The 24,357-nt window shown below is 53.1% G+C and carries 15 protein-coding genes; 14 read left to right on the top strand and 1 reads right to left on the bottom strand.

The annotated features are described in order from the left end of the window. The first annotated feature begins 10 nt into the window (after positions 1 to 10). The 9 genes from J7619_RS10250 to J7619_RS10210 all read left to right on the top strand — a co-directional run bounded on the left by J7619_RS10250 (position 11) and on the right by J7619_RS10210 (position 16,713). Positions 11 to 916 carry a DUF6528 family protein gene (locus J7619_RS10250; protein WP_291197605.1) on the top strand — a complete coding sequence of 302 codons (906 nt, stop codon included), beginning with the start codon at positions 11 to 13 and terminating at the stop codon, positions 914 to 916. 123 nt (positions 917 to 1,039) lie between these two features. Beyond that, positions 1,040 to 2,890 carry an alkaline phosphatase gene (locus tag J7619_RS10245; RefSeq protein ID WP_291197603.1) on the top strand — a complete coding sequence of 617 codons (1,851 nt, stop codon included), beginning with the start codon at positions 1,040 to 1,042 and terminating at the stop codon, positions 2,888 to 2,890. Between the two features lie 499 nt (positions 2,891 to 3,389). Continuing rightward, the gene (locus J7619_RS10240) at positions 3,390 to 3,983 is read left to right on the top strand and encodes an RNA polymerase sigma factor (RefSeq protein WP_291197601.1); all 594 of its coding nucleotides are present in this window, start codon (positions 3,390 to 3,392) and stop codon (positions 3,981 to 3,983) included. A 98-nt stretch (positions 3,984 to 4,081) separates the two neighbouring features. After that, positions 4,082 to 5,356 (top strand): FecR family protein, encoded by a 1,275-nt coding sequence (locus J7619_RS10235; protein WP_291197599.1) that lies wholly within the window; start codon positions 4,082 to 4,084, stop codon positions 5,354 to 5,356. A 177-nt stretch (positions 5,357 to 5,533) separates the two neighbouring features. Next, the gene (locus J7619_RS10230; protein WP_291197597.1) at positions 5,534 to 9,112 is read left to right on the top strand and encodes a TonB-dependent receptor; all 3,579 of its coding nucleotides are present in this window, start codon (positions 5,534 to 5,536) and stop codon (positions 9,110 to 9,112) included. Positions 9,113 to 9,136: 24 nt separating this feature from the next. Further along, entirely contained in the window at positions 9,137 to 10,861 is a 1,725-nt protein-coding gene (locus tag J7619_RS10225) for a RagB/SusD family nutrient uptake outer membrane protein (protein ID WP_291197595.1), read from the top strand. Between the two features lie 153 nt (positions 10,862 to 11,014). Next, positions 11,015 to 13,252, top strand: coding sequence for a pyrroloquinoline quinone-dependent dehydrogenase (locus tag J7619_RS10220; protein WP_291197593.1), 2,238 nt, complete (start codon positions 11,015 to 11,017; stop codon positions 13,250 to 13,252). Positions 13,253 to 13,461: 209 nt separating this feature from the next. Beyond that, complete coding sequence (locus J7619_RS10215) at positions 13,462 to 14,787, top strand: enolase C-terminal domain-like protein (RefSeq protein WP_409012723.1); 1,326 nt, start codon at positions 13,462 to 13,464, stop codon at positions 14,785 to 14,787. A 228-nt stretch (positions 14,788 to 15,015) separates the two neighbouring features. Continuing rightward, positions 15,016 to 16,713, top strand: a complete 1,698-nt coding sequence (locus J7619_RS10210) for a GDSL-type esterase/lipase family protein (RefSeq protein WP_291197589.1) — start codon at positions 15,016 to 15,018, stop codon at positions 16,711 to 16,713. A 143-nt stretch (positions 16,714 to 16,856) separates the two neighbouring features. Here the strand turns inward: J7619_RS10210 and J7619_RS10205 are convergent, their stop codons facing one another. Beyond that, positions 16,857 to 17,390: a hypothetical protein gene (locus tag J7619_RS10205; protein ID WP_291197587.1), complete on the bottom strand. Its 534-nt coding sequence runs from the start codon at positions 17,388 to 17,390 to the stop codon at positions 16,857 to 16,859. Positions 17,391 to 17,575: 185 nt separating this feature from the next. On the opposite strand from J7619_RS10205, the gene J7619_RS10200 reads away from it, so the two are divergent. The 5 genes from J7619_RS10200 to J7619_RS10180 all read left to right on the top strand — a co-directional run bounded on the left by J7619_RS10200 (position 17,576) and on the right by J7619_RS10180 (position 24,138). Then, positions 17,576 to 18,271, top strand: coding sequence for a LytTR family DNA-binding domain-containing protein (locus J7619_RS10200; protein ID WP_291197585.1), 696 nt, complete (start codon positions 17,576 to 17,578; stop codon positions 18,269 to 18,271). A gap of 18 nt (positions 18,272 to 18,289) precedes the next feature. Next, positions 18,290 to 20,155 carry an ATP-binding protein gene (locus J7619_RS10195; RefSeq protein ID WP_291197583.1) on the top strand — a complete coding sequence of 622 codons (1,866 nt, stop codon included), beginning with the start codon at positions 18,290 to 18,292 and terminating at the stop codon, positions 20,153 to 20,155. Positions 20,156 to 20,268: 113 nt separating this feature from the next. Further along, a complete protein-coding gene (locus J7619_RS10190) occupies positions 20,269 to 21,465 on the top strand; it encodes a hypothetical protein (RefSeq protein ID WP_291197581.1) in 1,197 nt (398 codons plus the stop codon). A gap of 111 nt (positions 21,466 to 21,576) precedes the next feature. Then, positions 21,577 to 22,848, top strand: a complete 1,272-nt coding sequence (locus tag J7619_RS10185) for an MFS transporter (protein WP_291197579.1) — start codon at positions 21,577 to 21,579, stop codon at positions 22,846 to 22,848. A 93-nt stretch (positions 22,849 to 22,941) separates the two neighbouring features. Continuing rightward, positions 22,942 to 24,138 (top strand): GDSL-type esterase/lipase family protein, encoded by a 1,197-nt coding sequence (locus J7619_RS10180; protein WP_291197577.1) that lies wholly within the window; start codon positions 22,942 to 22,944, stop codon positions 24,136 to 24,138. The last annotated feature ends 219 nt before the right edge of the window (positions 24,139 to 24,357 follow it).

The following is a 24,357-nucleotide window of genomic DNA, read 5'->3' as shown; positions in this document are numbered from 1 at the left end:
AACATATTCCATGACCCGTTTTCTGAACAGAATCGCTTCCGGCGTTTCATGTCTTTTGATCGCCTTCGCCAGTCCTGCTTTTTCCCAATCTATTCCAGAGAAATCCTTCCTCGTTTGTGGCGACAGCAAAGTGCTGGTCGTGGATTATTCCAAATCCAGGGACAGTATCCCCAAAATCAAATGGTCGTGGGATGCGCACCAGGCGATTGAGTTGCCAGAGCATTTCCGAACGAAACTGTTCAACACGATGGACGATTGCAAGGCTGTTCGCGGAGGTAAGCAATTGCTTGTTTCATCGTCCAGCGGGGCCATTGCATTGTTGAATGTGAGGGACAAGAAGGTGCTTTTCCGTGCCAGCGTTCCCAACTCGCATTCCATAGAACTACTGCCCGGCGACCTCATCGCCGCTGCCGCTTCCGTACATCCGGCAGGGAACAAATTAATGCTTTTTTCACTGAAACAGCCCGACAAGCCGCTATATACCGATAGCCTCTATTCGGCGCATGGCGTGGTGTGGAACGAAAAACGGCAAAGTCTTTTCGCGTTGGGTTACGATGTGCTGCGCGAGTACAAAATCATTTCCGGAAATAGCCTCAAAATGGTGGACAAATGGACGATACCGGGCATAGGAGGCCACGAGTTACAGCCCGCGAATGCGTCGGGCGATTTGTTTGTGACAGAGCACCACGGTACCTGGCTGTTCAGTCTGGCGACGCAGCAGTTTGCCAAAATCCCGGGATTCCCGGATGCGGAAAATGTCAAAAGCCTGGGCCGTGATGCCTCGGGGCAATACATTTACACGATTCCGGAAGAAAGCTGGTGGACATTCCATGTAAAATTCTACGAGCCCGCACGCAAGTTCGCATTCCCGGACATGCACGTGTACAAGGCGCGGTGGTTTGGAAACGGGCTATAAGCCGAACGGTTTTAAATAATTGTTATGAAAATGGTATTCTCTAATTAGCGAATGCCATTTCAGCGGATATTTGCGGCAAATCCCGGTACCAACCATATATTCAAACCGCCGGGACACCGTTTCATGAAAGCTATTTCCCTATTATTAATTCCCCTTTTTGCCCTTTTGCCCTGGGCCGCTTCCGCCCAGAACAGCCACAACAACCCGTTGTCGTGCGCGCATTCGCATAACGATTACATGCAGGCCGCACCGTTTTCGCTAGCGTACCGACATCAGTTCGGTTCGGTAGAGGCCGACGTGCATTTCCGCAACGACACGCTTTTTGTTGCGCATGATGCGAATGACATCAGTGCCGACCGTACTTTCGACAAGCTGTATTTGCAGCAGATTATCAAGCAAACCAACCAAAACCAGGGAAGCATATATAAGGATAAAAGCCGGGTTATGACCCTGCTGGTCGACCTCAAGACTTCCTCGCAGCCTACCTTGCAGGCTTTGGTGAAAGCATTAGCGCCCCATGAGGCATTGCTGGCGCCGAAAGGTTCCGTGAAAGTGGTCGTAAGCGGCAATACGCCGGCGCCGGATCAGTTCGGGCAGTATCCCGCCTACATTTTCTTCGATGGCCGTCCGGGTGTTAACTATACCGCCGCAGAGGCCGCCCGGCTGGGGATGATCAGCCAGGATTTTCACAAATATTCGCAGTGGAACGGAAAAGGTATTCCCGTAGAAAAAGACCGCAAGGCGCTCGTGGATGCGATTGCCAATGCACATGCGATGGGCAAACCGTTCCGTTTCTGGGCGAGTCCGGACAATATCAATGCGTGGAAAGTGCTGATGAACCTCGGGGCGGATTACATCAATACCGACCATGTCGCCGAGTTGGGCACGTTTCTAAGTGGCCGTAAAAACGCGGAGTACCAATCCACGGAGTTTTACAAGCCCTATCAACCTACTTACAAAAACAACGACGCGCTGGGTAAGGTGAAGAACATCATCCTGCTCATTGGCGACGGAATGGGCCTGGCGCAGATTTACTCGGGCCTTACTGCCAACCGCGGGGACCTCAATCTCGGTCGGTTCCTGAATATCGGTTTCTCGAAAACGGCTTCCTCTGACAATTACATTACCGATTCCGCCGCAGGTGCTACGGCTTTTGCTACCGGCCATAAAACCCGCAACCGTGCAATTGGTGTGGATTCCAACCTGGTAGCGGTGCCGTCCATTATCCGTCAGGTGAAAGCTACGGGCCGGAAAGCGGCATTGATTTCCGCGGGCGACATTACCGACGCCACGCCAGCGTGCTTTTATGCGCACCGCCCGGAGCGAAGCCAGATGGACGAAATCGCGACCGATTACCTGAAAGAACCGGTGGATGTACTGATCGGAGGCGGTTACAGCCATTTTGATAAAACGAAAACGGCCGACTCGCTCAAAGCACGCGGTTTTCAGGTATCTAATAACTGGGACGACCTGGCCAGTATGAAAGCGCCTTTCGTGTTGCTGGACGACAAACACGTGGTATCAATGCAAAAAGGCCGGGGCGATTTTCTGAAAGATTCATTTCAAAAAGCACTTCAATCGCTGCAATCGAATCCGAAAGGCTTCTTCATGATGGCGGAAGGCGCGCAGGTGGATTACGGCGGCCACGCGAACATCGTACCCTACGTGGTAACGGAAATGCTGGATTTCGATAAACTGGTAGGAGAGGCGCTCCGTTTCGCCGATTCCAATGGCGAAACGCTCGTTATCGTCACTGCCGATCACGAAACCGGAGGCCTCACGCTCCTGGACGGCAACCTGAAAACCGGCTACGTCGACGGGCAGTTCAGCACCAGCGACCACACCGGCATTATGGTACCCGTTTTCGCCTACGGCCCGCATTCACTGGATTTCCGGGGCGTGTATGAGAATACGGAGATTTACCGGAAGATGAGGAAGATTTTGGAAGAGGGAGGAAGGGGAGGAAAGAAGTAAGAGCGCAGCATGCGCTCGTGCAAAGCTCCGGCTTTGCACATACTATTCGCAGGCCTCCGGCCGGTCCATACTGCAAAGCGACTTGCGGTACTGGCCGGCCGGAGGCCTGCGAGTAGTTAGTCACGAAGGTGTCCTTCGCGCCACCTCGCTTGCGGTAATGGCCGGCTGGAGGCCTGTGAATAGTTAGTCACGAAGGTGTCCTTCGCGCCACCTCGCTTGCGGTAATGGCCGGCCGGAGGCCTGTGAATAGTTAGTCACGAAGGTGTCCTTCGCGCCACCTTGCTTGCGGTACTGGCCGGCCGGAGGCCTGTGAGTAGTTAGTCACGAAGGTGTCCTTCGCGCCACCTCGCTTGCGGTACTGGCCGGCCGGAGGCCTGCGAATAGTTAGTCACGAAGGCATACCTTCGCGCCATTCCCTTTTTAAAAACATTTAATAACCATATTTTCCTATTTGATCCGTTTTGATGTTTACATTTGTGCAAATCTGCCATGTATTCCATTGAAGATAGACGCGTTACATAATGAAACGGAGTTGCTGACTGATATTGCAGCCGGCAGCGAAAGGGCTTTTGCCACACTGTTTCACTGGTATCGCGATAAAGTCTATTCCGCGGCATTCCGGCTCACCCATTCCAGTTTTCTTGCCGAGGAAGTTGTTCAGGATGTATTTTTGAAATTGTGGGTTAAAAGGGAAGCATTGCTCGAAATCGCTGGTTTTGAGGATTACCTCTTCATCATGACCCGTAACCACGTTTTTTCCGCCCTCAAAAGAATGGCCCGGCAGCAACAACTCGTCGATGACCTTCAACTCGAACTGCCCGCGGGCGAAAACACGACTTACAACCGCATGCTCGACCTCGAAATCGAGGAAATCGTGCATCAGGCGGTAGAGCTTTTGCCTGCCCAGCAAAAACAGGTTTACCTCATGAGCAAGGAGCAGGAATTGAAGCGTGACGAGATCGCGAAAAAGCTCCGTATTTCTTCCGAAACAGTCAAAACGCACCTCGCCCGCGCATTGCGCCACATCCGGGCATACAGCAAATTGAAGCTCGAAATTTCGATTTCCTGGCTGCTGTTTTTCTTGGTAAATTAATTTTAAAACTTTTTTTTATCGCATTGTCCCCCGAAACCGTCCGGCAGAAGTCTTTACGGGTGAAGGTCGGCAAAAGCCGTCCGTAATCCTGACTATCTATGCAAAACCGACGACTGGACGACTTGTTTTTCCGGTATTGTGAGAAAAAAATAACCGACGAAGAGCGGGAAGAACTGATGGCCATGTTGCTTTCGGACGATAACCGTGAGCAGATCAACGGGCTGATCGATCAGTTTATCCGCAGCGACGGCACGAAACATACATTGTCTGACGAAACGGCCGATGATATCCTGAGCTCGATTTTTTCGGCTACGGGGATGCGGGACACCAGGCGAGAGCCTGGTGCCAGTGACGGTGAGCAGATTATCGAGCGAGAATCGGTTAGCACCGAGCGGGAGCTCGGCGCTAACCGCCCGATGTGGTTATTCAGGCTGGCTGCGGCTTCGGTGGTGCTTTTCCTGGTGTACGGAGGCTACCGGTGGTTTAACAGCAGGAAACCGGCACCGCAGGTGGCGGTCATGCATAGCGTGTACGGGGACGACGCGCCCGCGGGAGGCAATAGGGCAAGCCTTACGCTGGCCGACGGCCGGACCTACGATCTGAATACGATCACCGAACGAAACCTCCTGGTGCAGCCCGGTACCACAATCGACAAATCGAAGGGGGAGGTGATATATGGAAAAAATGGCGTCAATGACGGTGCTGTGGCCTATAATGTGCTCAGAACGCCGCTTGGCGGGCAATACAAAATCGTGCTACCCGACGGCTCCAAGGCATGGCTCAATGCCGGATCGAGCCTGAAATACCCCACCGCTTTTAAAGGCGATAGGCGGGATGTTGAAATGACGGGGGAAGTATATTTTGAAATAGAACCCGACAAGGCCAGGCCATTCCTGGTGCGCGTTGCGGATAAAAACCGGAATGGTAAAGATATGGAAATCACTGTTTTGGGTACGCATTTCAATATCAGCTCCTACGGTGACGAACCTACGATGCAGACGACCCTGCTGGAAGGTTCCGTGCGTGTGAAGAAGGACGAAGTGACCAAAGTGCTTACGCCGGGCCAGCAGGCACGTGTCGTAACGGGCGAGGCGGTGCATGATATTGCCGTTAACACGGTGGATACCGAGAGTGTTGTGGCGTGGAAAGAGGGGCGGTTCGAGTTCAATGGCAATATCCGGGAGATCATGCGGCAGATTTCGCGCTGGTACGACCTGGATGTGAAATATGAGGGAAATGTGGAGCGAAAGTCATTTGCGGGGACGATCTCGCGCAAGAACAACGTGTCGGAAGTACTGAAAATGCTCGAAATGACGGGCGGAATCCAGTTCCGGATCGACGACAGGAAAATTACCGTGAAAAATACAGATTGAATACCTTCAACTTAAAACTTCCCCTGACATGAGCCTCCTGAATTCCTCCTGAGCTGCTTACCGGAAAAGGATGATGAGGAAAAAGACCGGATGCGTTGCGACCGCACCCGGCCCGACCTGATCAGTCCTGCTATCATTGGACAACGATACATTCACTTTAACCAGGCATACAAAACTATGAAATTTGTATACAAGGGCAAAACTGTCCTATGGGGGGCGTATATACTTATCCGTTCTCTATGGGGGCAGTATGCCGTAAAACACCGAACCGACTTTGGCAAAGTCCTCCTGACGATGAAATTAACCGTGTTGATATTCCTGATTGGTACATTGCAGGTGCTGGCCGAAGATACATTCGCCCAGCAGGTATCGATCAAAAAGAAGGACGCAACTTTACTGGAAGTGCTCAGGACCGTCAGGAAACAAACGGGCTTCCTGTTCATTTGCGATCTTGAAATGCTGGATCAGGCCGAAAAGGTCAATATCAATGTGACGAACGCGCCTTTGAAAGAGGTGCTCGACGCCTGTTTTGCCGGGCAGCCGCTGACCTACAATATTGTCGACAAGACGATCATCGTCAAGAAAAAGCGCGAGCCGGTCCGGAAACCGAAAGAGCAGACCAGCCTGAAAGAGCCATTTTCTTTTACGTCCGATCCGGTTTTGAAGGAAAAAATGACAGAACTGATGCGTAAGAAGGTCAACCTGCAAACAATCTTCGATATCAGCGTCATCGGTAAGGTTTCCGACGAAAAAGGCGAGCCGCTCGCGGGCGTGAACGTGATCCAGAAGGGTACCCAGCGCGGTACTTCGACCAACGAGCAGGGGGTATTCAATATCGACATTACCGACGCCGACGCGGTGCTGACATTCTCTTTTGTCGGTTTCATGTCGCAGGAGGTGATCGTAGGCCGCCGGAGCCAGATCGACGTGACCCTGAAAATCGACAATAAGGCTTTGGAAGAGGTGGTCGTGGTCGGCTATGGTACGCAAAAACGTTCGGATCTGACCGGCTCGGTATCATCGGTGAAGTCGGAAGAGATCAAAAACCTGCCTGTGCGGAGTGTCAATGAAGCATTGCAGGGCCGCGCGGCGGGTGTGCAGGTGACGCGCCCGGATGGTTCGCCGGGTGGTGGTTCGGACATCGTGATCCGTGGCGTTGGTTCCATTGGCGGTATGGCGCCGCTTTACATTGTGGACGGAATCCGGATGTCGGCGGGTAACAACTTCAACTTGCAGGACGTCGAATCCATTGAAATCCTGAAAGATGCGAGTGCCGCGGCGATCTATGGGGCGCAAGCCGCGGGTGGCGTGGTGCTGGTCACCACGAAGCGTGGCACCGCAGGTTCCGACAAAATGAATATCAATTTCAATGCCTACTACGGCGTGCGGAAGCCGGTGAACCTGTATTCGATGCTGAATACGCCGGATTACATCAAGGCCAAGGCCGCTTCCGGTGTGAATACCAGCGGCTGGGGCGATCCGAATACCCTGCCGGATAACAATTGGGTGGATCAGATTTACCAAAATGGCAGCGATCAGAGCTATTCGCTGTCGCTTTCGGGAGCGACGCCCAAGACCAACTATTACCTTTCGGCCAACTACCAGCGCGAAGGCGGTACCATCATCGACAACTGGTTCGAACGTTACGGGATCCGGTCCAATGCGGATTTCAAGATTAATAACCGCTTGAAAGTAGGAGAGACGTTGTACGGCTGGAGTACCCGCAACAATCCAGTGCAAACCAGCACATTCCCGTTCCGTTCGGCACCCGTGATTCCCGTATACGACCCGACGAACCCCGTAGGTGGCTGGGCGAAAACGGGGACTTTTTTCACCGGGCCCAACCTCGTGGCGAATGAGCTGATCAACCATGCGAAAAATAACCAGTATGCGTTGGAAGGGAACGTTTACCTGGATTGGGAAATCATCAAAGGCCTCAACTTCCGCTCCACATTCGGGGCGTCGATTTACGCCGTGAACAACTACAAATTCACGGAGGCCTACGATTTTGGTACCCTTAAAAATGTGAATGCGTTCCTGGGCCGCGATCAGAGTAATACCCGGAACTTTACCGGAAACTTCGTCCTTACTTACGCCAAAACATTCGGACGTCACGAGATCAAGGCTATGGCGGGTTACGAGGCTTATCAGTCTAACCTGAGCAACTTGCATGGCGAAGCACAGGGCTTTCAGGTGATTACCTATAACCTGGCCATGACTACTAACCCGAGTACCTATAAAACCAGTGGCGGCGAGTTTCCGCAAACACGTCTGCTGTCGCAATTCGGGCGGGTCAACTATACATTTGCCGACAAATACCTTTTCACGGCCAATGTGCGCCGCGATGGTTCCGACCGCTTCGGTCCGGCCAACAAATGGGGCGTGTTCCCTTCCTTCTCGGTAGGCTGGAAAGTGAGCGAAGAGGCTTTCGTGCGGGATAATTTTTCACAGGTTTCGAACCTGAAAGTCCGCGCAAGCTACGGTAAATTGGGTAGCACGAGCAGCATTCAGCAATACACCTATCAGGCTTCGTACGGGGGCAGCGGCGGTACCAATATCCTGGGTTTACCTAACGGCGACCGCTCGAAAGGCTACGCGCTGACGGCCCAGCTGCCTAACCAGAATATCAAATGGGAGCAGGTGAACCAAACCGACATCGGTATCGACCTTGGTTTGTTTAAAAATGCATTGAATATCACCGCCGACTGGTACAGCCGCCAGACGCAGGATATGATCTACCAGGTGCCGGTGCCGGTTTCTGCGGGTTTTTATGGGTCGAGTGTGTATACCAATATCGGCCAGATGAGCAACAAAGGACTTGAACTGGCGGTGGATTACCGGGGTAAGGTGAAGGATTTTACCTATTCGGTGAGCGCGAATGCGGCATTTAACAAAAACCTGGTGAAACAGCTGAGCGGTACCAACAACAATCCGATCAACGACGGCGCCGCGGGCGATTACCTCGAAAGTACCGTTACGCGCACGCAGGCGGGCAAGCCGTTGAGCCAGTTCTACGGGTATATTGTAGAAGGCCTGTTCCAGACCGATTCAGAAGTAGCGGCATTGAACCAGAGCGCACAGGAAGCTGCTTCGGCGGCAGGTAAGCCTACTACCGGCGTATTTTTCCAGAATGCGGGTACCGGCGCGGGCGACCTGAAATTCCGTGATGTGAATGGCGACGGCCGCATTACCATCGACGATAAAACCTACATCGGTAATCCATGGCCCAAAATCACCTATGGCTTCTCGCTGAACCTCGGTTGGAAAGGCATTGATTTGCAGGCGATGTTCCAGGGCGTGCAGGGGGTGGATGTTTTCAATGGCAACAAATATTACACCCAGTTTTTTGTCGGCGACTACAATACGACCAACGACATTTTCAAAACCTCGTTTTTCAATGGAAACGGCCTTACCGACCAGCCTCGTGTGGGCACGAAGGACGCGTCGGGCAACTACGTGCGCGACCCGAATTCAAACTACACCCGTATTTCCTCGTTCGTGGTCGAAAACGGCTCGTTCCTGAAACTGCGTAACCTGCAAGTGGGCTACACATTGCCTTCCGCATTGGTGAAACAATGGAAAATGAGTGGTTTGCGGGTTTACTTCCAGGCGCAGAACCTGCTCACCTTTACCGGCTATTCGGGCCTCGACCCGGAGGTGCTGGGCCGCAACGGTACCACTGCCCGCGGGCTCGATACGATTTACTCGTACCCGCGCACACGACTGGTTTCCATGGGTATCGATCTGAATTTCTAACCGATTTAAACAGCTGGCAAGGCTATGAAAATATTACACCAATTTCTCCTGCTTTTCGTGCTTACGGGCCTGCTTTCGTGCAGCGACGACTTCGTGAATGTCGAAAACCCGGGTGCACTGTCCCCTTCGCAATATCCCAACTCGGTGACGGACCTCGAACAGTTGCTGACCGGCGTGTATGCCACCCAGCACGCCACCGGCCTCTATGGACACACGATGCTGGGCAAAAACCTCTGGCTGTGGGACCATACCCTCGATTTGAGCTGGCAAGGGACGCCGACGTGGATCCAGATGGGCCAGAACAATTCGCAACCCAACGACAGCTTTCTGTACGACACATGGCGTGAGCTCTGGCGCGGCGTACAGCGCAGCAACACGCTGCTTACTTCAATAGAAAATTACCGCCAGAAGGCACCCAACGACGCGGCGGCGATTGACCTGATTAAAGGGCAGGCGCTTTTCCTGCGTGCCTGGTATTATTTTCACCTGGTATCGTTCTGGGGAGAAGGTTTCAATGCGGCCACCGACGGCGCCAAAATGGGCGTTCCGATCATTACCGAAGTAGCTCCGGGCCTCGAAGCGACGCAGGTACCGCGCAAAACGGTGAAGGAAGGCTGGGATTTCATTATCAGCGATCTCAAAGCGGCCGAAGGCCTGCTCAAAAGCACGAACTGGACAGGCGCTACCGACAAATACAAGGTATCGGGCTGGGCCGTGAAAGGATTTTTGGGCAAAGTATACGCCTACCAGGCCGACTGGGCCAATGCCAAAACCTACCTTGGCGATGTGGTGACCAACAGCGGCAAATCGCTGGTGTCGTTTGACGTGTACAAGGATATGTTCAATGGTAAAAATGAATTTACCTCCGAATCATTGTTCGAGCTGAACCTGAACGTGGATATGACGGCCCGCGGCGGCGATGACCAGTCGATGGGATCGAGTATCGGGATGGTCATCGCGCCTACGTACGTGAGCGACAATGGAGGACAAGCTGCTTCGGCATGGTCGAATGTGTTCCCACACGCCAAAAACATCGCCCGTTTCGGGTTCAATGAAGGGCATTATTTCAAACCGGGAACGACCAGCGCGAATATCGCCAATGTGGATCCCGCCTACATTACCCGCTCGCTGGAAGCGAAGAAGAAGCAGACCGTCGACCCGCGCCTTTGGGTGGCATGCTATCAGCCTTATGTAGATTCAATGGTTGTGAATGGCAAAAAACGGCCTATTTCGCATTACCTCGACATTACCGAACTGGATATGGAGGCTTGGAGCTTCCGCAAATTCACCAACCCTAATGGCACGGAAGCGGAGATTAACATGTCGAATGGCGCCAACTTCCCGTGGCTCAGGCTCGCTGATGTGTATCTGCTTTATGCCGAAACACTCTCGCATTCGGGAGACAATGCCGGGGCTTTGGAATACATCAATAAGGTGAAGCGGAGGGCTTATGGCCTGCCGGTCAATACGCCGTCGGCATTGGATTACAAGAGCCTTACCGACCAGACGAAGGCCAGCGACGCCGTCCTGAAAAACGACCCGCTCAAATACGAGCGCTGGGCCGAGCTTTTTGCCGAAGGGCATTGGTGGCTCGACGTCCGCCGCTGGCAGATCGGCGATAAGGAAGCGGCTTATTACCAGCGCATTCGCGGAGGCGCCATTCAATGGGACCCTACGGACTACGCCCAACCGATCCCGATCAACGAGATCACTGCCAATGTGAATATGCGGCAAAATCCGGGGTATTGACGGATGTGTGAAGAATGTCAGTCTGAGCGGACGGGGCCGCCCGGCGGTCGAAGACAGTCCGTATGGCAAGACGCCTTACAAGCCCTTCGACTCCGCTCAGGGTGACACCCACAGGAGTATTTACGGGATGTCTACCTAAACCCAACTTCATTCATGCATTCGAACCAACCAGACGTCGGTCCGCTGGGATATTTTATGCGAATTGCAACTGTCCTGGCATTGCTTATAACTCTTGATGCGCTCGTAGGCCTGCAAACCGACGATCGCAATACTGACTGGGTTGCCTACGGCGGCAATAAGGCCGGCAACCGTTATTCGCCGTTGACACAGATCAACCTGAATAATGTAAACCAACTGAAAGTAGCCTGGGAATACGATGCTACCTGGCTCGCACCGGGCGCAACCGCCCCGCGCCGTCCGATGGAAATCCAGTGCCAGCCGATTATCGTGCAGGGCATTTTGTATGGCACCACGCCATACCTGAGCCTGTTCGCATTGAAAGCCGATACCGGCAAAGAGCTCTGGCGCTTCGACCCGTTCGCAGGCAGTGCGCCGCGTTTTCATGCGAACCGCGGTGTCATGTTTTGGGAAGACGGCCGTGACAAAAGAATCCTTTACACAGCAGGAAACCACCTCTATGCTGTCGATGCCGCCACTGGAAAACCCGTGCAGGGCTTTGGCGACGGCGGAAGAGTCGATCTGAGCCAGGGCGTGACCGGCCGGCCGGGGCGTGAGAACGACCGGTTGTCGGTCGATGCGACCTCGCCGGGTGTGATCTACAAGGATATGCTCGTGATAGGCTCGCGCGTATCTGAGTACGGGGACGCCGCGCCCGGGCACATACGCGCCTTCGACGTGCGCACGGGAAAGCTCAAATGGACGTTCCATACGGTGCCCGAGCCCGGAGAACCAGGTCATGAAACCTGGCCGAAGGATGCCTGGAAACGCATTGGAGGAGCCAACAGCTGGGCCGGTATGGTGCTCGACGAAAAGCGCGGGGCGGTGTATTTCGGTACCGGATCGCCTTCGGTTGATTTCTATGGTGCCGATCGCGAAGGGAAGAATTTGTATGCCAATTGCGTGATCTCGCTGAACGCCGAAACCGGGAAAATGAACTGGTATTACCAAACGGTTCACCACGACCTCTGGGACAGGGATATATCGTGTCAGCCGAATCTTTTGACGGTCAGACACAAAGGCGCGGATGGCCGGGTCAGGAAAATCGACGCCGTGGCACAAGCTACCAAGGACGGCTTGCTTTTTCTGCTCGATCGCGATACCGGTAAGCCATTGTTTCCGGTAGAGGAACGCCCGGCATTGACGGATTACCACCTTCCCGGGGAGCATCCGTGGCCTACGCAGCCTTTCCCGACGAAACCTGCGCCGTTTTCCCGCCAGAATTTTACGGAAAGCGAAATCACCGACCGTACGCCCGAAGCGCACGCATTTGTAAAAGAAAAATTCGGTCAAACCCGCTCCGGTAACAAGTACATGCCGCCCAGCAAGGAAGGGAGCCTGTACCTGGGCATCGGCGGCGGTGCGGAATGGGGTGGTAATGCAGCCGATCCGGACGGTATCCTGTATCAAAACGCCAATGAAATGGTATGGGACCTGAAAATGATGGATTACAATGGAAGAGGCGGTAACAGCGCGAGGCAAGCTACGGCAACGCCCGGGCTGGCTGTGTATATGCGGAATTGTGCCGCGTGCCATCGCGCCGACCGGCAGGGTAGCGGGCAGGAATACCCGAGCCTGGTGCAGGTGGGTAACAGGATGTCGAAGGACGAAATCGGCAGCATTATCAAAAGCGGGCGCGGCCGGATGCCTTCATTCCAGCATATTTCCGACAAAGAGCGGGATGAGCTGGTCGCCTTCCTGGCCAACCCGGAGCAAAGGACATTGGTATCCGAAAATCATAGCGCGAGCGAAGCGCCCGAGGAAGCAAAATCGGCATTCCCGTACATTCCGCCATACATCAACAACGGCTGGACGCGCTTCTTCGACCCGGACGGTTACCCGGCGATTAAACCTCCCTGGGGAACACTCAACGCCATCGACCTGAATACCGGCGAATACCTCTGGCGCGTACCGCTCGGCGAGTTTCCCGAACTCACGAAAAAGGGCGTTCCCATTACCGGCACCGAAAACTACGGCGGGCCGATCGTAACGGCAGGAGGTTTGGTATTCATCGCAGGTACCAAAGATGAAAAGATCCGCGCATTCGATCGCAAAACCGGGAAGACCGTTTGGGAATACCAGCTACCGGCAGGTGCGTTTGCTACGCCCGCAACCTATATGGTGAACGGCAAGCAATACGTGGTACTCGCAGCCGGAGGTGCTAAAAACGGTCACAAACCCGGCGGCAAGTACATAGCATTTGCGCTTCCGTGACGATAGGCGACCGACCGCTGACGGCTGACCGCCGACGGCCGACCATAGACCATGCACCGTGCTGACTATTCTTGACCTGTTGACTATTTCTGACTATTCCTGACTATTCCTGACCCGTTAACCATTTCTGAACCTAATCATTCCTAATCCAAACATCTATGAATAACAGTTCCTCTGATCCCCGCCAAAATCGTCGTGACGCGCTAAAAATGTTGGGAGCCGGTTCTACGGCCGGGCTGCTGGGGCTCCTGGGCGCTACCGACCGCGCGTATGGTGGAGACCCACGCGAGCGTTACACACGACCCGCCTACGCGAAAGGCATGGCGCCCGTGAAAATCAAAAGTGTGAAAGCGATCGCCACCGCGCCCCAGGGCTCCAACCTGATCGTCGTCAAAGTAGAAACAACCGAGCCCGGTCTCTACGGACTCGGCTGCGCGACTTTCACCCAGCGTGCTTTCGCGGTGGTGACGGCGATCGATACCTACCTCAATGAGTTCTGCGTTGGAAAGGACGTGGACAATATCGAAGACATGTGGCATTCGACCTACGTGAGCTCGTATTGGCGGAATGGTCCGGTGCTGAACAATGCATTGAGCGGACTGGACGAGGCGCTTTGGGACATTAAAGGTAAGCGCGCCGGGATGCCGGTGTACCAGTTGCTGGGTGGCAAGGCCCGTTTCGCGATCCCGTGTTACACCCATGCCAATGGCAATACACCCGAGGCCGTTGCCGACGACGTCCAGCGCATTATGGACCGGGGTTTCAAATACATACGCATTCAGCAGGGCGGCTATGGCGCAGTGGGTGCAACCGAGCAAAAACCGGATTTCAAGGCGGCCGGTTTTGGCGGGGCTACCGATAATTACATGAATGAAAGGGCCTATTTGAAGTCGGTACCGAAGCTGTTTGAAGCGGTGCGCAAGCGCTGTGGTGAGGATATCGAGCTGCTGCACGACATCCACGAGCGTGTGCAGCCGATGGACGCCATTAATATGATCAGGGCATTGGAGGAATACCGGCCATTCTTTATTGAAGACCCGTTTTCACCCGAAAACATGGGTTGGTTCCGTCAGCTGCGCCAAAGTACCACGGTACCGATCGCGATGGGCGAGTTGTTCAACAACGTGAACGAGTTCCGCGATCCGATGGCTAATCAATGGTTCGATTACATTCGCTGCCACGTGTCGCAGATCGGCGGTATTACGCCAGCCATGAAAGTGGCGCGGCTGGGAGAGTGGTTTAATGTCAAAACAGCCTGGCACGGGCCGGGCGATGTTTCGCCGGTCGGTCATGCGGCACACGCGCACATCGACCTGGCTGTCTGGAATTTCGGTATCCAGGAGGCTGTGAGTTTCAATGAAAAGACGCAGGCGATTTTCAAGGGCTGCCCGACGATGAAGGACGGCTATATGTCGGTGAACGAGGTGCCCGGGCTGGGCGTGGATATTGATGAAAAAGAAGCCGCCAAGTATCCGATCACGAGCAAATCCAACTGGCAGGTTCGTAAATTTGATGGTACGAGCATCCGGCCGTAATGGTTGTTACGTCCCTACGGGACTTTAATCGTTGGTGATGGCATTGTTGGCTACCAATATTCCATCGCTACGCGATTCTAAATAATCTAAATAGCGATGTTTGACAGTGGTAAATGCCGTCAGGCATGTAATATTGGTAGCAGAAAATGGACATGCAAGACATACAATGCCGTAGGTATGTAACAACAAATGAAACGCGAGTCACTATTTAAATTGATCCTATTGTTAATGCCCTTTCTGGTACTGTTGGTGCTGGAAGGGGCATTGCGGTTGTTCGGCTACGGTCACGACCTGGCCGTTTTCACGGAAGATCCCGCCCGGAAAGGCTATTTGGTGCTGAACCCGCACGCTTCAAAACGCTATTTTACCAACCAGCAGAATGCGACTTACGGCAATGCCGAGCCATTCACCGCGAAAAAAGCGCCAGGCGTGTTTCGCCTCTTCGTACTGGGCGAATCCACCACCATCGGCTATCCCTATATGAACAATGGCTCGTTCCACCGCTGGCTGCAATACCGGCTCTCGCAAACCTATCCCGACCGCGACTTCGAATTGATTAATCTCTCACTGACCGCCGTAAATTCCTACACGGTGCTCGATTTTGGTAAAGCCATACTCGACTATGAGCCGGATGCCGTGCTAGTGTACACCGGGCATAACGAATATTATGGGGCGATGGGCGTGGCCGCTACCAAAGGCATCGGTCATAGCCGCACCCTTGCGCGTCTGCTGATGAACTTGCGCGGGTGGAGACTTATCCAACTGCTGGCTTCCCTGACCGACAAGATTACCGGGTTGGTTTCAGGTGAAAAGGTCGATCTGCGGGAAAACCTGATGAAACGAATGGCCGCCGACCAACAGATCGCATTCGGTTCGGATGCGTATCAGGCGGGACTGGATCAGTTCAGGGCCAATATGGACGAACTCGCCAGGGCGGCCAGTGCCAGGAAAATTCCCCTGCTGATCAGTAACCTCGTAAGCAATGAAAAGGATTTGAAACCCTTTATCAGTATCTCGGATGGTACGGGAAAATCGGCCGATACACATTATCAATCAGGCATCAACCTGTACCGACAGGCCGATTATCGTGGTGCCAAAAAGGAGTTCGTGCTGGCGAAAGAGCTCGATGCGCTGCGTTTCCGGGCGCCGGAAGCTTTGAATACCATTATCAACGACATCACCCGTAGGCACAAGGGCGTGACGCTCGTAGACACGCGCGACCTTTTTGAAAAGCATGCCGCCGCCGGTATTTTGGGTAAGGAAACTTTACTGGAACACGTACATCCCAATTTGCAGGGCTACGCACTCCTTTCGGAGGCCTTTTATCGATCCCTTCATCAAATAGGAGTATTGCCTGCGCCATCCGCTGAAATGCCCTTGGAAGTATTACAAAAGCAAATGCCGATAACGCCGGTGGATTCTTTGAAAGGGGTGTATGAAATGATGATCCTGAAAGAAGGCTGGCCGTTCAATATCCCGATGCCGGCGGAAGAAAAGCGGGAGAAAACGGAAGAAGAGAAGTTGGCTGGTGCGTTGGTGGTCAAACAAATATCCTGGCGCGACGCGATGGCCCGGTTGCGACAATATTACGCCGCCGGGAAAGATACGGCCCGGATGCTGCGCGTGACGGAAGCATTGGCGCTGGACGATCCGCTGAACACGGTGCATTTCGACAATGCGGGTAAACTGAGCGCCGCTCTGGGAATGAACAGGCAGGCGGTTAATTATTTTTCCAAAGCATTCAGAATGGAAAACAGTTTCGAACGTGCGCGGATGCTTTTTGTCATACTACTTAAAATGGACCAGCCGGAGGAAGCATTGCCGTACGTGGCTTACGCGGCTGCTCATAATACTTCAAGATTCGATCTGAATGAGTTGTACGCATTCGTGCAGCGGCAAGCCGAGGCGAAAAAGCAGGAACGTTAGCGGTTCGATCGTGCAAAACTCTTGCTTTGCACACATTATTCGCAGGCCTCCGGCCGGTCGGTACCGCAACTTTGCAGTATGGACCGGCCGGAGGCCTGCGAAAAGTGGCACGAAGCGAGAGCTTCGTGCCTGCCGTTCGAATGTTAACGAAGTGTACTGAAAAACGAAATCTGTCCGTCGGTTTTGACCATGATCACATCGGCTTCTTTGCCTTTGGAAACGGTCACAAAATAGTGGTCGGCATCTTCGAACTGGGTGCCGTAGAGGAGCATGTTGGTGTCGTTGTTTTCATTGTCTTTGTATTCTACCACCGCACCGATCGCATAGTTTTTAAACTGTTTCTGAATTTCCTTTTGCGCTTTGGCAGGAATATCGGTGAATTTTTTGTCGGCAGTGGTGCCTACGAGCATGAAATGACTGTCGTAATAGGCTGTCTGTTTCTGCCCGTCCTTGGTGAATGTCACCTCGTCGAATTGCGGACCTCTTACCCATTTGGCATCGCTTACCTGGCCGAAATCGGCATAAAAGGAGTCTTTTGAGCGGGAATTTACTTCCGTGCGTGCTTCGGCGTGTTTTTCGGCGCGGTGTTCTTTTCTGACCTCTTTGGCAAGGGTTTGTGCCTGAGCTCCTGTGATTGCCAGTGCGGCGATAAGAGCGGATGTGATGAAAGCTTTCATTGTGATGCTATGTTTTTTGGTGATTGATCGTTTGAATGATCCAAAACTACCAGGTGCGGCCCACCCGGGAAACAGCGCGTGGGCAGAAGGGCAAAAACTGTCGGTGAACAGGGCAAAAGTGTCTTTGTGATTTCTTTTCGCTACATTGGTTTTCGCATTCCCCCCACCAAAACGGACCGTTAGTTATGAATTGCCTGGTGATCGATGACAATATCATTGCCCGTACTACATTGAGGCAGCTCGTGAAACTTGATAAAGAGCTGGTGCTCATTGGAGAATGCGATAATGCCATGGACGCCTATCGCTGGATCATGGACGAACAGGTAGATCTTTTGCTGCTCGATATAGAAATGGAGGGTATGACGGGCATCGAGCTGGTGAAAAGCCTGGGAAGTAAAAACCCCGTGATCATATTCACGACCTCTAAAAAAGAATACGCCGCCGAAGCATTCGAGCTCAATGTGGCCGATTATATCACCAAGCCGGTAACACCCTCCCGCTTCCTGCAGGCCATTGAAAAGGCCCGGGAGATTTTCAGGAGTAAAAAGCAGGAGGTGAGGATGGAGGACGACAGTTTCCTGTTCATCCGGGATTCGAATATCGTCCGCCGACTGAAAATCGGGGATATATTGTATGCCGAGGCCATGGGGGATTATGTCAAACTGTACACGCTCGAAAAATTTTACTCGGTACACGCCTCTTTAAAGGAAGTCGAAGCGAAGCTCCCCGAATCGAAATTCCTGCGCGTACACCGGTCGTTTATTATACAGGTAGGCAAAATCGATACGATAGAAGGCGGCACGCTTATTATTAACAAGAAAATGGTGCCCGTGGCCGACACTTACCGCGCGGCATTGAATAGGAGGCTGAATGTTCTGTGATTTTGAAAAACCGAACCCATGAGAGTCCGCACGCTCGTCATATACATTACCATAGGCTTCGTAGCCGCTGTGCTGGCACTGGTGGCGGTGCAGTATATGACGCGGCGCAATCTGGAAGAGCTGATCAGCGCGAACGAAAGTCTGCTGGATGAATACCGCATGAGCAGCGGACTTTCGCATCAGGTCGATAGCACAAGCCGAGCGGCGCTGGCGGTGAAGATCAATGTGGTAGACCAAAGCGGGCAGCGGGTTTTACGCTGGAACCTGTACCTGACGATTGGTGTGCTGGCCTTGCTTACCGCAGTTTTTGCCGTCATTATCGGGCGGATGAAAAAGCAGGCGGAGCTGATCGGCCAGCTCAACACCAGCGAAAGGAAGCTGAAAGAGGCCGTACTCGTGAAAGAGAACTTCCTGGCGAACATGAGCCACGAGATCAGGACGCCGCTGAATGCGATTTTAGGATATACCAATCTTCTCCAAAAGAAAAAACTCGACGCGGATACGCGCTTGCACATCAGTACGGTGCAGCAATCGGGAGAGACGTTACTGGCGATTGTGAACGACATCCTCGACCTGTCCAAGATAGAATCCGGCATGATGCGCATCGAACATGTCCCGTTCGATCCCGAGGCGTTGGTGCATTCGGTAGGGACGATGTTCCACCACCGTTCGGCCGAAAAGCAGGTGCCGCTGGTCGTATCGTTCGACCCGGCGATCCCGGAAACGATTACGGGCGACCCGACCCGACTGACCCAGATTCTCGTCAACCTGGTAAGTAATGCATTCAAGTTCACGGAAACAGGAGAAATAAACCTCCGGGTTACCGCGAATGGCGGAAGCAATGACCAGGTGAACCTTACCTTCGAGGTCACCGATACCGGGATCGGCATCGAAAGTGCACGGCTCGAAACCATTTTCGAACGTTTCCGGCAAGCAGAAGACTCTACTAACCGCCAGTTTGGTGGCACAGGGCTGGGTTTGTCTATCGTGCGGGACCTCGTGCATTTGCAGGACGGGCATATCGCGCTATCGAGCAAGCCGGGCGCAGGTACGACCGTGAAGGTAACCATTCCTTACCGGATCGCGGTAGGGAGCGAATCGCCCGCGCCCGGAGCTCTGGTGGAGGCCGCACACCCGCAGCGGCCGGGGTTGCGCGTGCTGATTGCCGAGGATCATGTGATCAACCAGGGGCTGATGATGCGCCTGATGGAGGAACGAGGCATAACAGGCCGTGTCGCCGCCAACGGGTTTGAGGCGATTGACATGCTGCGTAGCGAGCCTTATGATCTCGTTTTTATGGATATTCAAATGCCGGGAATGGATGGGTATACGGCCACGCGCACCATACGCGAAGAGCTGAAACTGACAATTCCCGTTATTGCCATGACGGCCCATGCGATGGAGGGTGAAAAGGAAAAGTGCATTCGCCTCGGAATGGACGATCATATTGCCAAACCCGTGAGGGAGAGCGAGCTGGACAGGGTATTGGCCAGCTACACAAGGCCTCTTCCGGGAAAGGGGCCGTCTGCCCATGCATTCAAGGTGATCGATCCGGACTACATGCGGGAGATCAGTAATGGTGACGCAACCTACGAAAAGCTGGTTACCGAGCAGTTCCTGCACCTGATGCCGCGGGAGCTGGAAGCATTATCGACAGCAGCAGGCAAGCGCGACCGCAGCGAGGTTCGCCGCATTGCCCACGTAATCAAAACGACCATTTCGATTATGGGCCTGAATGCCCTGCTGGATGAGCCGCTGGATATCCTGGAAAACGGCACCTCGGGGAAAGAAGATATGGCCACGCTGGTGGAGCAAATACTGGGCATTTGCAAGGAAGCATTAGGCGAAGCCGGGATCTTTTACCGGCAGTTTCAGAAAGATTAAGCGGGTTTCGGGAAATGTGAAATGATGACGTGCAACGTTTAGGAGAAGTAAACAGGTCTCATCGGTTACATTATTTTACTTTGATTATATTGTACCCAAACTTGAACTGCTCTATGCGCCCTGACAAATCCTTGTTCTTTTCTCTTTTCATCTGCTTGTCAATCGGCGCAAAAGCGCAGATCCGGTTTGAAAAAGGCTATTTTGTTAATAATGACAAGGTGAAGACAGTGTGTAACATCCGGAACGTGGATTGGGATAATAACCCGTCGTCGTTCCGTTACCAGCTGCCGGGTAGTGATGAGGTGCTTGATGCTGCCTTGCAGGATGTCAGCGCTTTCGGGATCGATGGCGGAAATGCCTACGTGCGTGCGCTGGTGAAGGTGGATCAGAGTTCTACCGACGTGAGCCGGCTTTCCAATGACCGCAACCCCGAATGGCAGGAACAGCTGGTGTTCCTGAAAGTATTGGTAGAAGGGGAGGCAACCCTGTTTCAATACAAGCGGAACGAAGTCAGCCAGTTTTACTATCAAAAAGGCGACTCCTTGTACACGCCGCTGGTTTTCAAAAGATATATCGATGGTAATGGCCAGCGGGCGATTAATTTCGGCTTCCGCCAACAGCTGCTGAACGAGCTTTCGTGTGAGGGTATTACACAGCTACAAATCGAGCGTACCAGTTACCGCGAAAGTGACCTGGTATCCTATTTTCAGCGGTACAATACCTGCAAGCGCCCGGGCGGGCAAGACGGCGTCAAGAAAGTCCGGCGGAATATTTTTAATGTGAAAATCACGCCCGGCGTGGATATGAGCCAGTTGTCGACTTCGGGTTTTACCAGGACCCGGGACGGCAAAAATAAAGGGAACACCACCGGGATACGTGCGGGAGCAGAGGTGGAATATTTTGCCCCATTTCATAAAAACAAATGGTCGATATTCGTCGAGCCGAGCTTTCAGGCCCACAAGTTCCCACTCCGGGTAACTTCGACCGACGTGGATATGAACTTCTGGACGATTGAGGTACCTGTTGGTATCCGGCATCATTTTTACCTTTCCGAAAAGACTAAGGTGTTTGTCAATGTTTTCTATTCCAGGAAGATAAAGGAGTCTGCAATGGTGGAGAAGGACGATCATACAGATTATCGCGTTATCGCAAATTCCGGTTTTGGAGGTGGTGCAGGTGTTGCATATGGTCCGTTTAGTCTGGAAGCGCGCTATTATTTGAAGCGGGCCCTTTATGCTTACCGTGTCCGCATCGATATGGAATACAGCAAAGCGACCGTCATTCTGGGGTACCGGCTTTTTAAGAAATAGCTCTTTAGAACATTTTGATTACTGCCTCTTCCGCTGCAACATTTCAAATCCCCGATGGTAGAACCGCCGGGGATTTGCATTTTAATGCATATCAATCTCCTGAACTCCTGCATGAAGCCGCAACTCGCACAGGTACGCTGGTACCGGATTATCCCCGTTGTTTTTGTCACATATAGCCTTGCCTACCTCGATCGCGCCAATTTCGGGTTCGCGGTAGCAGGCGGAATGGCCGACGACCTCCGCATCGATCCGAACACGTCGACACTACTGAGCTCGCTGTTTTTTCTGGGCTATTTTTTCTTCCAGATACCGGGCGCGCATTATGCGGCTACACGCACGGCCAAGAAGCTGATATTCATTTCGTTGATCCTGTGGGGCGGCCTGGCTGCGGCCACGGGGATGGTCAACAATGCGACGGCGCTGATCGTGATCCGTTTCATGCTCGGGGTCGTGGAAAGCGCCGTGATGCCGGCGATGCTGATCCTGTTGAGCCAATGGTTTACCAAAGAAGAACGCTCCCGCGCGAATACCTTTCTGATATTGGGCAACCCGGTGACGGTACTGTGGATGTCGGTGCTTTCGGGCTACCTGATCGATTCCCTGGGCTGGCGGTGGATGTTCATCATTCAGGGCGTACCGGGCATTTTGTGGGCGTTTATCTGGTGGAAGCTCATCGACGAGCGGCCGATGGAAGCCAAATGGCTCACCGACGAAGAGAAAATAGCCGTGGAGGAGAAGCTGAAAGCCGAGCAGGCGGGTATCAAACCGGTCAAAAATTATGCGGAGGCATTCAAGTCGACGAAAGTAATCCTGCTTTGCCTGCAATACCTCTTGTGGAGCGTCGGCGTCTATGGTTTTGTCATGTGGCTGCCATCAATCATTAAAGCGGCTCCGAATATGAACATGGTTACCACCGGCTGGCTGTCTGCAGTACCTTACGTATTTGCCGTGATTGGTATGCTTGGCGCGTCCTATTTTTCGGATAAAACCGGGAATCGTAAGGTGTTCGTATGGCCGTTCCTCCTGATTGCAGCGGTGTGCCTGTATGCGGCGGTATGGATCGGTACTGAGCAGTTCTGGCTGGCCTATGCGTTGCTGGTGATTGCCGGTGGTGCATTATACACACCATACGGGCCGTTTTTTGCGGCCATTGCCGAAATATTGCCCAAAAATGTCATCGGCGGGGCCATCGGGCTGATCAACAGCCTGGGCGCATTGGGTTCGTTTGCAGGATCTTACCTGGTGGGATATCTCAACAGCGAAACCGGGAATTTCAAGGCCTCTTATACTTTGATGGCGGTTGCGCTGGTGCTGGCAACCGTGATTACCATCGCCGTGATTCCGGCTCCGAAGGCCTTGCAGCCGGTCGTGGAGGAAGTCTGACGCTCGAATTTTGTGTAACGGGCGGTTAAGTTCGAAGGTTTTGGGTCTTTGTATGCTATTAAAGTACTCTGCCAAACACTTAACCCAAGGTAAATGAGCAATTTTAGACTGCCGGGGCTTCCGGTTTGTATTTTTCTGTTATTACTAACCCTCGTCTACGGACCCACTCACGCCCAGAACAAAAGCCCGAATGTGCTGAAAGACGGCGACCGCGTTGTATTCCTGGGGAATTCCATTTTTGAGAACGAATTCCAGTACGGTTACCTGGAACTGGCCCTCACCACCCGTTTTGCCGACAAGGGCATTACTTTCCGCAACCTCGGCTGGACGGGCGACAATGTATGGGGAGAAGCCCGCAGCACTTACACCAACCCGCCGACGCCTTACGAGCATTTGATGCAGGATATTACCGCTGCCGCACCGAGCATTGTATTCCTCGCGTATGGGGGAGTGGAGGCGCAGGAAGGGCAGGGAGGTGTGGCGCATTTTAAGGAAGGCTTGAATAAACTGATTGATAAAATAGATGCGCTAGGCGCCCGGACCGTGCTGTTATCGACGATCCCGGTAGTGTCCGCTGACACCGCGCAACATATTGCCAGCCGCAACGCTGATTTGAAGCTCTACTCCAAAGCCATTTCCGAAGTAGCCACCCAGCGCAGCAAACAGTTCATCGATATTTACCAGCCTATTGAAACACTGGCCCAAAAGGAGAACATCGTTGAAAATACCGTGCATTTGAACGAGGCCGGTTACTATCATCTTGCATTGATCCTGGAACGTGCCCTCGGACTGACCGACAGTAAGACGGAGACCAATTTTGACGCTAAACAGTTTTCCAAATCGGCCGATGGTTCGGCAATGATGACCTTTAAAAAGGTGCCGCAATATCTGCCGCTCCCCTGGCCCGCAGATGCAGCCGGTTCTACGGAGCAACTGGAAACGGTGCGTATCAGAGGTTTGAAAAAGGGATACTACACCCTTACCGCCGGCCACAACCAGGTGGTGACCGCCTCTGCGAAAGATTGGGAAAAGGGCATCGACATTATCCAGGGGCCGCCGTTTGAGCAGTCGGCGCGTATCCGCGAGATGATTATCCGAAAAAATGAATTGCATTTTTTTCAGTACCGACCATTGAACCAGACCTATATCATCGGTTTCCGCAAATATGAACAGGGCCGTCACGTGAAGGGGCTTGAAGAGCAGAATATCCTCATCAAATGGCTTGAAGGGCAGATTATCCTTCATGCCGAGCCGAAGGAAGTGGTGTATGAGCTGCGGAAGCTGGAATGAGCGGCTGGTGGCTGTCGGCTATCGGCCGTCGGCACCGTGGCGAGTAAGGATGTATCGAAAAAAAGGTGCAGCACACCGCAAGATTTGCACAAAGCCGAAAGCCGAAAGCTGAAAGCCGACAGCCGAAGTCCTGCGGCAAGAATTATCCAAAAAAGGTGCAGCGCACCGCAAGATTTGTAACAAAGCCGAAAGCTGATAGCCGACGGCCGACAACCCAAA

Origin of the sequence: Dyadobacter sp. (assembly GCF_017744695.1) — a bacterium.
Classification (GTDB): Bacteria; Bacteroidota; Bacteroidia; order Cytophagales; family Spirosomataceae; genus Dyadobacter.
This window is presented reverse-complemented; position numbering and strand designations above follow the sequence as displayed.

Excerpts from the sequence above, each read along its gene's own strand:
- J7619_RS10250 (WP_291197605.1), top strand. The coding sequence starts at position 11 with ATGACCCGTTTTCTGAACAGAATCGCTTCCGGCGTTTCATGTCTTTTG.
- J7619_RS10245 (WP_291197603.1), top strand. The coding sequence starts at position 1,040 with ATGAAAGCTATTTCCCTATTATTAATTCCCCTTTTTGCCCTTTTGCCC.
- J7619_RS10235 (WP_291197599.1), top strand. The coding sequence starts at position 4,082 with ATGCAAAACCGACGACTGGACGACTTGTTTTTCCGGTATTGTGAGAAA.
- J7619_RS10230 (WP_291197597.1), top strand. The coding sequence starts at position 5,534 with ATGAAATTTGTATACAAGGGCAAAACTGTCCTATGGGGGGCGTATATA.
- J7619_RS10225 (WP_291197595.1), top strand. The coding sequence starts at position 9,137 with ATGAAAATATTACACCAATTTCTCCTGCTTTTCGTGCTTACGGGCCTG.
- J7619_RS10220 (WP_291197593.1), top strand. The coding sequence starts at position 11,015 with ATGCATTCGAACCAACCAGACGTCGGTCCGCTGGGATATTTTATGCGA.
- J7619_RS10215 (WP_409012723.1), top strand. The coding sequence starts at position 13,462 with ATGTTGGGAGCCGGTTCTACGGCCGGGCTGCTGGGGCTCCTGGGCGCT.
- J7619_RS10210 (WP_291197589.1), top strand. The coding sequence starts at position 15,016 with ATGCCCTTTCTGGTACTGTTGGTGCTGGAAGGGGCATTGCGGTTGTTC.
- J7619_RS10205 (WP_291197587.1), bottom strand. The coding sequence starts at position 17,390 with ATGAAAGCTTTCATCACATCCGCTCTTATCGCCGCACTGGCAATCACA.
- J7619_RS10200 (WP_291197585.1), top strand. The coding sequence starts at position 17,576 with ATGAATTGCCTGGTGATCGATGACAATATCATTGCCCGTACTACATTG.
- J7619_RS10195 (WP_291197583.1), top strand. The coding sequence starts at position 18,290 with ATGAGAGTCCGCACGCTCGTCATATACATTACCATAGGCTTCGTAGCC.
- J7619_RS10190 (WP_291197581.1), top strand. The coding sequence starts at position 20,269 with ATGCGCCCTGACAAATCCTTGTTCTTTTCTCTTTTCATCTGCTTGTCA.
- J7619_RS10185 (WP_291197579.1), top strand. The coding sequence starts at position 21,577 with ATGAAGCCGCAACTCGCACAGGTACGCTGGTACCGGATTATCCCCGTT.
- J7619_RS10180 (WP_291197577.1), top strand. The coding sequence starts at position 22,942 with ATGAGCAATTTTAGACTGCCGGGGCTTCCGGTTTGTATTTTTCTGTTA.